Origin of the sequence: Sinorhizobium psoraleae, from assembly GCF_013283645.1 — a bacterium.
Lineage (GTDB): Bacteria > Pseudomonadota > Alphaproteobacteria > Rhizobiales > Rhizobiaceae > Sinorhizobium > Sinorhizobium psoraleae.
Genome location: NZ_JABEKV010000032.1, coordinates 1 through 7,016 on the forward strand (window position 1 = coordinate 1; position 7,016 = coordinate 7,016).

Sequence of the window (7,016 nt, forward strand, 5' to 3'; positions counted from 1 at the left end):
TGGTGAGGCTCACCCAGATTGACTACGAGCGCGAGATGGCCTTCGTCGCTCTCGACAAGGAAAACGGCGAGCTTGCCGGAATTGCGAGGCTTTACGCGGATCCAGATCCCGAGGCGCCCGCATACGGCTTGCTGGTCAGGACCGACCTGCAGGGGAACGGAGTTGGTTGGGCTCTCCTCACTCATCTGATGGACTATGCGGCGGCCGACGGTCTGAAACGCATCGAAGGTCTCGTTCTGAGCGACAATGCGAAGATGCTGAAAATGTGCAGAGAGTTCGGATTTGCGATCTCGCCGCATCCGACCGATCAAACCCTGAGGATAGCAACACTAGCCCTTCGGTCCGAGGCGCCAACGAGCACGAGAATGATCTAACAGCGGCAGCGGACCTCAGCGCGGCTTTCAACGCGCACCTTTCGGTTCTGCTGGTGAAACTCGCCGCACCACCGCCGATCGGAGACTATGCGGCGGTTCTACGCCGAACTGCTGACCCTGCACGGCGCACCACAGCGCCGCGGACCCATATCGTCCAAATGGAACAGGCGGCATTGCGCATCGTGGAGCAATTGGCGTTCAACTGCTGATGATCACCGAGTGCATTACTGCCAACATCTGCCACATCATCGACACCCTCGCCCCTGAGGCCATCGACGCGCACGGGAGCCGACGAAGCCATCGAAAAATGGGAGCCGAGTTTGATACCGAGGCCGCGTTCGCATGATGCGAGGACATCATTGCAGCGATTGCCAGTAATAATGGCCGCACACCGACGAACTCCTGTCGGCATGCTGAGTCCTATGCGGTCCCACCACTTGCTATGCTTCGGCACTGTCTTCCCGAGGCATCGTCGTTGCACGCGGCCGATCGCAATCTGAAGGGTCGGGCCCCGCCGTCATCTTCTCCACCGCACCGGCGACCATGCGACGTATGAGCCTTTCGAATATCGCGCCATGTCACGACCGCCTGCTTGCAGCCAGGCCGCTGCAGTTCTGCTCGGCCTTCATCTGGCCAACCACGAACCAATTCCTGTTCGTCGCAGCCAGTTTCTCGGCTGCCCTATCACCTATCAGCGACCTGCTCCAGCCCACAGGCAGGCATCGCCCTCCCTCCCTTCCCGCCACTATCGCAACGCTGCACTTGCGGGAGAACGGCTCCTCGACAAGGAAGCCGAGCGCGGCATCCGAAACCTGGACATGCCGGCCGAAATCGCGCGCCTCGCGACGATGTTTGCGTGAACGTGTGGTGTTCTCAGGTGCTCGCGGGTCAGTTCGAGGCACACCCTTTCCCATTTGCGCGGCAGTAGCGCTCAATCGTCACTTGCACGAGCAAGATACCAGCCCCTACCGCAAACGCTTCGCGATCGGCGCTGTCCAATGTCCGACAATGTCGTCTACGCAGCATAGCAGAGCAGACCTATCATGTTGCCCTTAACGGTTTTCTCCTTTGGCACGGTATATGCCGGGTGATCCGCACAAACGTGACGGACCAAGGAGAAATCGTTCCATGATCACCTCACAGAAAGCTACCGCCGCCGCGAGTCTCCCGGATAAATCCAAGGGCGACGCTCAAGTGAGGCTCGACAACAGGAATACGGTTGCTCATTCGGCTCGGCGATGCCCGCAGATCCACCCTCTCCCACGATCCGGGGAGACTGAGACGCAGGGCCTTCAATATAAACAACCAATCACTTTGCCGCGAACCTCTCCTTCCGTCCCTCCACCAGAACCGAGGCCATCGATTAAACTTCGGTCTGGCTGGCTGTGCAGGACGCTTGCTGCGACTGCACTGGCCCTGGTGACGCCCGCTCCGGCTCTGCCCGCTACCGATGACGGCGAGGTGACTAATTTCCTGCTCGACAACGGCATGGAGGTGGTCGTCATCCCCGATCACCGTGCGCCGATCATCACCCATATGGTGTGGTACAAGGTCGGCAGCGCCGACGAGCCGCCGGGCAAATCTGGCATCGCCCATTTCGTGGAGCATTTGATGTTCAAGGCGGCCACGACCAACCATGCCGCCGGCGAGTTAGGCCGCGCCGTCTCGGCCATCGGCGGCTTGAGCAATGCTTTCACCTCCTACGACTTCACCGCCTTCCATGAGACGGTAGCGCCTTCGTCGTTGGAACACATGATGCACTTCGAGGCCGATCGCATGGTCAACCTCGTCCTCACCGAGGATGACATCAAGACCGAGCGCGACGTGATACTGGAGGAGCGTCGCTGGCGCATCGACAACAATCCGCAGGCGGTGCTGGAGGAGGAGGTCGGCGCGACGCTCTGGCAGAACCAGCCTTACCGCATCCCGGTCATCGGGTGGCTGCAGGAGATGGACAAGCTGAACTGGACTGACGCCGCCGAGTTCTACGACCTATATTATAGGCCCAACAACGCCGTGCTCGTGGTGGCCGGCGATGTCGAGCCGGAGACGGTGAAGGCGCTCGCCGAAAAGACCTATGGAAAGGTTGCGGCGGGTCCTAGTCTAACCCGCACCCGCCCGGTCGAGCCGGAGCAGAACGCCAGACGCACGGTGACGGTGCGCGATCCCCGTGTTTCGGTGCCCGGCTTATCCACGCACTGGGTGGTGCCGTCCTATCACACGGCCGAGGCCGGCGAGGCCGAGGCACTCGACCTCCTTGCTGAGATCCTCGGCGGCGGCAATCGCAGCCGCCTCTACCAGACGCTGGTGGTAAAACAGGGTATTGCCGCCGATGCTGGTGCGTATTTCCAGGGCACCATGCTGGATGCCACCAGGTTCACCATCTACGGCGCGCCGCGGGGCGATGCCAAGCTCGCCGATCTGGAAGCGGCAGCCGACGCGGAGATCGCCCGCATTGTCAGGGACGGTGTGACCGATGACGAGCTGGACGGGGCCAAGGACCGCTGTGTCCGCTCGATGATCTTCGCCCGCGACGACCAGCCCTACATGGCCTACTTGTATGGCTCCACGCTTACCATCGGCCGCAACGTGCAGGACGTCCGGGAATGGTCGGACCGCATCCGCAAGGTCACCACCGATCAGGTGAAGGCCGTCGCCGCCCGTTATCTCGTGCCCGAACATTCGACCACCGGCTATCTCTTGCCCAAAACAGGGAATTGATGTGATGACGAACCAACATCGCGGCGCCCTTGCGCGCGCCTTGCCCTCTCCCCTTGTGGAAAAAGCGAGGCCCAAGCGCCACGCCACCCCGCCTTCGACCTTTCTCCTCGCCATTTTCTTCTTCATCCTGCAGGCGCTCGCCGCCCATGCGGTGATGACCATCCAGGAGGTGAAATCCGAACAGGGCATCGCCGCGTGGCTGGTGGAGGACCATACGGCGCCGATCATTGCCCTCCACTTCGCCTTCGACGGCGGCACCGCGCAGGATCCGGCCGCCAAGGAGGGGCTCGCCAATCTGATCACAGGCCTGTTCGACGAGGGAGCCGGCGATCTCGACAGCGATGCCTTCCAGGAGAAGCTGGACGATGCCGGCGCCGAGTTGAGTTTCGACGCGCAGCGCGACGGCGTCTACGGCTCGATGCGCATGCTGTCTGAACAGCAGGACGCCGCTTTCGATCTGCTTCGGCTCGCTGTCAACAGGCCCCGCTTCGACCAGGCACCGATCGATCGCATCCGCGCCCAGCTCCTCTCCGACATCATCGCCAATGAACACGACCCCAACTCCATTGCCCATCGCAAATGGCTGCGCGCGATCTATGGCACTCATCCCTATTCAAGGCCGGACGAAGGTACCAAAGAGAGCCTCGCTGGTATCAAACCGGCCGATCTCAGCTCCTTCCACAAGGCCACTTTTGCCCGCAACGGCCTGCATGTGGCGGTGGTCGGCGACATCGATGCGGAGAGGCTGAGTAAAAAGCTCGACGAGCTGTTCGGCGATTTGCCTGAGAAGCAGGCCCTCGCCCCCGTCGCCGATCTCGCCCCGAAGCTCGGCCAGCAGGTTGAAGTCGCTTACGACCTGCCGCAAACGTCGCTGCAGTTGGCGTGGCCTAGCGTCAAGCGCAGCGCGCCGGACTTCTACGCCGTGATGCTGATGAACCAAATTCTCGGCGGGTCGCCCTTCACGTCGCGCCTGTGGGCGGAGGTACGCGAAAAGCGCGGCCTCGCCTATGGCGTCTATTCCAGCCTAGTCGAGCATCAGCATTCCAACGCGCTCGTCGTCACCACGGCCACGCGCGCCGACAGGGCGGCCGAGACGCTCAGCCTCGTGCGAAAAGTGGTGAAGGAGATGGCGAACGAGGGTCCTACCGAGGCCGAGCTCGAGGCGAACAAGAAATATCTGATCGGCGCCTTTGCCATCGATAATTTGGATTCCTCCGCCTCGATCGCAGCCACGCTCGTCGACTTGCAGGTCGACAAGCTCGGCATCGACTACATTCAGCGCCGCGCCGTCCTCATCGATCAGGTGACGCTCGACCAGGTCAAGGCAGCGGCATGGAAGCTGCTTTCGGCCGAGCCCGCCATTATGGTCGTCGGCCGGCCGCTGGGGGCAAGGGATGAGCCCAGGCTCCCATTCCGCTCCTTTCTTCCTTGGTGAGGCGTATCGGGTGAGCGAAGTCTGGTTCGGTGGTGTAATGGGTGTGAAAGGGTCGCCGAGTTTTCGCCGGCCTTGCGACGCATTTGCCGGTTCGGTCGGCCGGTTCGCAGGATCGTGGCGAGCTTGCGCCCTCGTGCCAGCCTCCTTTCGGTTGGATAGAGGACGCCGACCGTGGTCCGCAGAATTAAGGCGGAGGCCGCCAGCATGCACTCAGTTCGATTGGCGAAGCCCATGTCTAATTATATTAACTATCGTCTGAATCCATGGGTCTCCAGGACCTCCGAATCATGGAGACCCCTAGATTCAGGGATCATGGATGAGAGGTACATCAATCGAGACGACGCTTGAGCTTTGGGCATCATCGCTGCGTGACGTGAAAGCCCGCATGCGCGGACTGTTTACGCAGGAGCGAGTCGCAGCATCCGCGAACCTTTTCCTGGACTGCTTGCTGGGTGACGAGCGGCGTAAGACAGGTTGGATGCGCGCTGAGGCGGCCGGTGATCCCGGCCCGTGGCGGCAACAAGCCATTCTGGGGCGCGGGCGTTGGGACGCGGACGGACTTCGCGACATCGTGCGAGAGTATGTTGTAGAAAACCTCGCCACAGATGACGCGGTCTTGGTCATCGATGAGACGGGCTTCCTCAAGCAGGGCAAGACCTCGTGCGGTGTTGCGCGTCAATATACAGGTTCGGCAGGCAAGATAACGAACTGCCAGATCGGTGTGTTCGCCGCCTATGTGTCCGCTCGCGGTCATGCCTTTATCGATCGAGCCCTGTACTTGCCCAAGAGCTGGACTGGCGATCCGGCAAGGCTTTCAGCAACTCATGTTCCTGAGGCTACAGCCTTCGCTACCAAGCCGGGCTTGGCTGTCGATATGATACGGCGTGCGCTGGCAGCCGATGTGCCTTTTTCATGGGTGGCCGCAGATGCGGTGTATGGCGTCGGGGACGTCGAAGGAACCCTGCGGCGAGCCTGCAAAGGCTACGTTCTTGGGGTCAAGTCGGACCACCATTTCGGCTCTTGGTCGGGGAAGCCTCCGGTCGCCGGCACAGCTCAGGAGATCGCCCGTGACCTTGATTCAAGTGCATGGCAGCGTCTTTCCGCCGGTGAGGGCACCAAAGGCGCGCGGCTTCATGACTGGGCCTACTGCGAACTCGCCGATCTCGATGCCGACGAATATAACGAGACGAAATCGGGGCTTTGGACCCGTGGCCTGCTGATCCGGCGCAACATCAGCGACGGTGATCTCGCATTCTTCACCACGTGGTGCCCGGCCGGGACGGGCATCCAGACGCTCGTTTCCGTTGAAGGCCATCGCTGGGCGATCGAAGACAGCTTCGAGACCGCCAAGAACGAGCTCGGGCTCGATCACAACGAAACCCGGTCATGGCATGGCTGGCATCGCCACGTCTCCCTCGTCATGCTCGCCTTCGCCATGATGGCGGTGATCCGGTACCGCGCCAATGACGTGACGCCCCAAAAAAGACCGCGGATGCCGACCATCAGGATTTGATCCGCTGGTCTATCCAGGAAGTCCGGCGCATTGCCATCAAACTCGCCCAGCGTCGCATACACCCGCCTACGTCATCGCATGGTCAAGCTGGAGACGCGCCCATCAGGCGGCCGCTCGACGAGCTCATCTGATGGTAGTGCTGCTTGACGTTCGGGCTCGTCCGCGGCGGCAGGTAGCTCCACGTAGCGTCTGGGCGCGGCATCCAAAGAACTGCATTCAGAAAGCGCCGGTTGTCTGTGCGCGGACCCCGCCCTTGCAGCCGCGGGCATCGGCAGCGCTAGCCGCTCCCAATGCGCATCGCTCAAATTATCAGGGGGGACCGAACCATCCATGGCTGACTCGGCCTGCCGTCGGCGTCGACGACCGTGTGGATTTTTCGTCTTCTGGCAGCCGCGGGAAGGTCCCATGCAGCCATCATCTTCATCCCCCTTTTTCCCGTGGCCGCATGCTTATGAAGCCGGCACAGGAACTGTCGATCATAACGATGTCGCCGTCGAAAACCTTTGCGATCTCGCGCAACACATGATCCCAAACACCCGCCTTTCCCCACCGCACGAAACGGTTGTCGCACGTGGTATAAGGCCCCCATATCGCTCCGGGACGTCCGCCCAAGGTGAGCCTGTGCGGAACCGCCACATAATGCCGTTGATCACGCGCCGGTCACCAACACGCGGTGCGTCGCGACTCTTGTTCCGCAGCAAGGGCTGAATAATCGCCCACTCGAAACCAGTCGGTCGAAACGACGGCGGTCACGCAGGGCACCAAATTGGGGCCTCATTGAATCATCATCTTCCTGCTTACAAAAACCCCCGTTTATGAGTTTGCGGCCGCCTAACCTAAAGTGTGTAGTCCGGGCATGTGATGGTGCATCATCGATCCTGAGTCGTCAGGAAGAGGATGCGTTAGGGGAAGTATTCTGTATGCGACGTCCACGCCCCATCGCTTTTTCAGTTGCAGCGATCTGAGGTTGATC

5 protein-coding genes and 1 pseudogene are annotated in these 7,016 nt (G+C 61.2%); 5 read left to right on the forward strand and 1 reads right to left on the reverse strand.

Features of this window, described 5'->3' with window-relative positions; all coding sequences use genetic code 11:
- From ILFOPFJJ_RS34255 to ILFOPFJJ_RS34275, 5 genes are all read left to right on the forward strand, one after another.
- A partial coding sequence (locus tag ILFOPFJJ_RS34255; RefSeq protein WP_173514821.1) for a GNAT family N-acetyltransferase occupies positions 1 to 374 on the forward strand: 374 nt, incomplete at its 5' end.
- A 575-nt stretch (positions 375 to 949) separates the two neighbouring features.
- Positions 950 to 1,234, forward strand: coding sequence for a hypothetical protein (locus tag ILFOPFJJ_RS34260; protein ID WP_173514822.1), 285 nt, complete (start codon positions 950 to 952; stop codon positions 1,232 to 1,234).
- Positions 1,235 to 1,835: 601 nt separating this feature from the next.
- A complete protein-coding gene (locus ILFOPFJJ_RS34265) occupies positions 1,836 to 3,095 on the forward strand; it encodes a M16 family metallopeptidase (protein ID WP_376741497.1) in 1,260 nt (419 codons plus the stop codon).
- Between the two features lie 4 nt (positions 3,096 to 3,099).
- Positions 3,100 to 4,530, forward strand: a complete 1,431-nt coding sequence (locus ILFOPFJJ_RS34270) for a M16 family metallopeptidase (protein ID WP_173514823.1) — start codon at positions 3,100 to 3,102, stop codon at positions 4,528 to 4,530.
- A gap of 316 nt (positions 4,531 to 4,846) precedes the next feature.
- Positions 4,847 to 6,043 (forward strand): IS701 family transposase, encoded by a 1,197-nt coding sequence (locus tag ILFOPFJJ_RS34275; RefSeq protein ID WP_173514824.1) that lies wholly within the window; start codon positions 4,847 to 4,849, stop codon positions 6,041 to 6,043.
- A 340-nt stretch (positions 6,044 to 6,383) separates the two neighbouring features.
- Here the strand turns inward: ILFOPFJJ_RS34275 and ILFOPFJJ_RS34280 are convergent.
- Positions 6,384 to 6,821 (reverse strand): annotated as a pseudogene (locus tag ILFOPFJJ_RS34280) (IS5 family transposase); the annotation flags it as partial.
- Between the last annotated feature and the right edge of the window lie 195 nt (positions 6,822 to 7,016).